Origin of the sequence: Streptomyces niveiscabiei, from assembly GCF_001419795.1 — a bacterium.
GTDB classification, from domain to species: domain Bacteria; phylum Actinomycetota; class Actinomycetes; order Streptomycetales; family Streptomycetaceae; genus Streptomyces; species Streptomyces niveiscabiei.
Window position 1 is genome coordinate 1 of the sequence record NZ_LIRL01000894.1, and the last position, 3991, is coordinate 3991.

General features: G+C 71.7%; 2 protein-coding genes. Both read left to right on the forward strand.

Translation table 11 applies throughout. The features are described from left to right. The first annotated feature begins 142 nt into the window (after positions 1 to 142). On the forward strand, positions 143 to 1252 hold the full coding sequence (locus AOK24_RS36450; RefSeq protein ID WP_063799578.1) for an ABC transporter permease: 1110 nt from the start codon (positions 143 to 145) through the stop codon (positions 1250 to 1252). A 412-nt stretch (positions 1253 to 1664) separates the two neighbouring features. Then, on the forward strand, positions 1665 to 3890 hold the full coding sequence (locus tag AOK24_RS36455) for an RNA degradosome polyphosphate kinase (protein WP_055724244.1): 2226 nt from the start codon (positions 1665 to 1667) through the stop codon (positions 3888 to 3890). Positions 3891 to 3991: the final 101 nt, after the last annotated feature.

Here is a 3991-nt window from a genome sequence, read left to right on the forward strand (position 1 = left end):
GGTTCGCCCTGGCCGTCGCCGGGCTGCTGGCCTGGGCCGCGTTCCTCGTCCTGCGCCGTACGTACGGGCCGGCAGGGAGCGGGGCGCCCGAGAACACCGGGGCCGACTCCGTGCGGAGCGGCGCCCTCAAGGAGGTCACCGTATGAGCGCCACCCTCACCCCGGCCCGCGGGGGCCTGCCGCGGACCGTCCTGCGGCTGCACCGCACGGCGCTGCTGATCTGGGCCGCGTTCGTGGTGGTGACGCTGGGGTGGCTCGTGTGGAGTGGCGAGGTCGACGCGCGGTCGATCCTCGACTACCGGCGGACCTGCGACGACTTCTGCACGTTCCCCTACCGGGCGCACATGTACAGCGTCCGGCTGGACCGGGCGGGCCTGCTGATCGGGTACGTCTCCCTCGCGGTCGCCGCGTTCGCGGGCGGGGCGCTGGTCGGGCGGGAACTGGAGTCCGGGACGGCGCATCTCGCGTGGACGCAGGGGGTGTCGCCGACGCGCTGGCTGGCGGCGAAGCTGGTGGTGCCGGCGCTGGCGGTCGGCGCGGGTTCGGCCGCCCTCACCGCCGTGTACCGCTGGAACCGGGGCGCGACCGACGAGCTGCTCTACAACAGGGGCTGGTCGGAGGCGGGGGCGTTCGTGGCGAGCGGGCCGGCGGCGACGGCGTACGCGCTGTGCGCGCTGGCGGTGGGTGTGCTCGCGGCGCTGCTGACGGGCCGTACGCTGCCGGCGCTGGCGACGGCGTTCGGGGCGACGGCGCTGGTTCAGTGGGCCGTGTTCACCGTCCGCCCCCACCTCTGGCCGTCGGTGACGCGCCCGACGGCGGCCGTCGACCCCGACCCCCTCAACAGCTCCTGGGTCCTCGCCACCCACGCCACCACGACGACCTACCACCCGAAGTCCCACTTCTGGCCCCTCCACCTCATGGAAACGGGCCTGGTCCTCACCCTCGCCGCAGCAGCCACCGCAGCAGCCTTCTGGGTACTCCGCCACCGGACGGCTCCCTGGGGGCGAGCAGGAGGCGGGCCGTCTCCTCGGGGCCGAGAGGAGCGGCGCCGGGCCAGTACCGCTGCCCGTACCGCGCCCAGTAGCGAGCCGTCCGGCGCTCAAGGTCGGCCGCATCCACAAGGCCGGTCCGGCGCAGGAGCACCGGCCCCTCATACCCGTCAGGCGCGGACAGCTCCAGAACGCGGCCGTCCGGGAGGTACACAGCCGGGTACTCCGCGTCCTCCACGTCCATCGCCTCCAGGTGGTTCGTGACATGAGTGAAGGAGGCGTAGGCGAACAGCTCCTCGTCCCGGTCGAAGACGAGAACCGTCTCCTCGGGCAGGGAGGAGGGCGTGGACATGGCGGGACCCCCGGCGGTCTGGGCAGCGTACGGCGTGGTGTTCCATCGTGTATGGGGGAACGGGGGCGTCGCCGGCGGCTTTCGGGGGCCGGCGTCGGGGCGGCCCCGCCCGAACACCCCCCGCTATCCCGCACGTCATGTCTCCGTAACCGGCGATTCAGACGAGCTTGCGACGCTCGGGCAATGAACCAGGCCGTGCCCGAGCCTTCGCCGCCGCCAGAGGGTCTGCCCCCCACGGATCCGCCCTCCGCAGGCGACGTCGCCCCCCTCCCGCCCGCACGCTCCGACGCGCCCGTCCTGCCCCGTGCGCGGAAGAATGGGTTTATGAGCCAGTCCAACGCCCAGGCAGAAGCCCAGCACGCACAGCCCTCGGTGGGGTCCATAGCGGCGCACCGCCCGCATACGGTCTCCCCTTCGACGGTGTCCGACCTGGAACCCGACATCGACGCCGACCTCGACGCGTACGAGGAGAGCGGGGACGAACTGCCGCAGGGCAGGTTCCTCGACCGGGAGCGCAGCTGGCTCGCGTTCAACGAGCGAGTCCTCGAACTGGCCGAGGACCCGAACACGCCGCTGCTGGAGAGGGCCAACTTCCTGGCCATCTTCGCGAGCAACCTGGACGAGTTCTTCATGGTCCGGGTGGCAGGGCTGAAGCGGCGTATCGCGACCGGCGTGGCGACGCGCTCGGCGTCGGGCCTCCAGCCGCGCGAGGTGCTGGAGATGATCTGGGCGCGCTCGCGCGAGCTGATGGCCCGGCACGCGGCGACGTACCACGAGGACGTCGCGCCCGCGCTCGCGGAGGAGGGCATCCACCTGGTCCGCTGGGCGGAGCTGACGGAGAAGGAGCAGGCGCGGCTGTTCACGCTGTTCCGGCACCAGATCTTCCCCGTCCTCACCCCTTTGGCGGTGGACCCGGCGCATCCTTTCCCGTACATCTCCGGCCTCTCCCTGAACCTCGCGGTCGTCGTGCGCAACCCGGTCAGCGGGCACAAGCACTTCGCGCGCGTGAAGGTGCCGCCGCTGCTGTCGCGGTTCCTGGAGAGCTCGCCGGGGCGGTACGTGCCGATCGAGGACGTCATCGGCGCGCACCTGGAGGAGCTGTTCCCGGGGATGGAGGTGCTGGAGCACCACGCGTTCCGCCTCACGCGCAACGAGGACCTGGAGGTCGAGGAGGACGACGCGGAGAACCTGCTCCAGGCGCTGGAGAAGGAGCTCATGCGGCGCCGCTTCGGGCCGCCGGTGCGCCTTGAGGTCGAGGAGTCCATCGACCGCGAGGTGCTGGACCTCCTCGTACGCGAGCTGAAGGTCTCCGAGGCGGAGGTGTATCCGCTGCCGGGTCCGCTGGACCTGACCGGCCTGTTCCGCATCCACGGCCTGGACCGGCCGGAGCTGAAGTACCGCAAGTTCATCGCGGGCACGCACCGGGACCTCGCCGAGGTGGAGTCGGCGTCGGCGCCGGACATCTTCGCGGCGCTGCGCGAGCGGGACGTGCTGCTGCACCACCCGTACGACAGCTTCTCGACGTCCGTGCAGGCGTTCATCGAGCAGGCCGCCGAGGACCCGGACGTCCTCGCGATCAAGCAGACCCTGTACCGGACGTCCGGTGACTCGCCGATCGTCAACGCGCTGATCGACGCGGCCGAGTCGGGCAAGCAGGTGCTGGTCCTCGTCGAGATCAAGGCGCGGTTCGACGAGCACGCGAACATCAAATGGGCGAAGAAGCTGGAGGAGGCCGGCTGCCATGTCGTGTACGGCCTCGTCGGGCTGAAGACGCACTGCAAGCTGTCGCTGGTCGTCCGGCAGGAGGGCGAGACGCTGCGCCGCTACAGCCATGTCGGCACGGGCAACTACCACCCGAAGACGGCCCGGCTGTACGAGGACCTCGGGCTGCTCACCGCCGATCCGCAGGTCGGCGCGGACCTGTCCGACCTGTTCAACCGGCTCTCCGGGTACTCGCGCCGCGAGACGTACCGCCGGCTCCTGACCGCGCCGAAGTCGCTGCGGGACGGCCTGGTCTCCCGCATAGACAAGGAGACCCAGCACCACCGCGCGGGCCGCCCGGCGTACGTGAAGATCAAGGTCAACTCGATGGTCGACGAGGCGATCATCGACGCGCTGTACCGGGCGTCGCAGGCCGGCGTGCCGGTCGACGTGTGGGTTCGGGGCATCTGCGCGATCCGCCCCGGCGTACCCGGGCTCTCGGAGAACGTCCGCGTACGGTCCATCCTGGGCCGGTTCCTGGAGCACTCCCGCGTCTTCGCCTTCGGCAACGGCGGCGAGCCCGAGGTGTGGTTCGGCAGCGCCGACATGATGCACCGCAACCTGGACCGGCGTATCGAGGCGCTCGTCCGGGTCACCGACCCCGGTCACCGCGCCGCCCTCAACCGCATGCTGGAGACCGGCATGTCCGACACGACCGCCTCCTGGCACCTCGGCCCCGACGGCGAGTGGACCCGGCACGCCACCGACGCCGACGGCCAGCCCCTGCGCAACGTCCAGGAGATGCTCATAGACGCCCGGAGGCGCCGGCGTGGCACAGCAACACCATGACCTGACGGGCCGCCCCTCCCCGACCGCCCCGGCCGGGGAGGCGTTCGCGGTTCGCGCGGGGATGCCGTCACGGCTCGTGCCCCCGGCCGGGGCGGTCGGGG

What these genes read in the sequence shown, in the direction of transcription:
- AOK24_RS36450 (WP_063799578.1), top strand. Translation starts at nt 143, where the DNA reads ATGAGCGCCACCCTCACCCCGGCCCGCGGGGGCCTGCCGCGGACCGTC.
- AOK24_RS36455 (WP_055724244.1), top strand. Translation starts at nt 1,665, where the DNA reads ATGAGCCAGTCCAACGCCCAGGCAGAAGCCCAGCACGCACAGCCCTCG.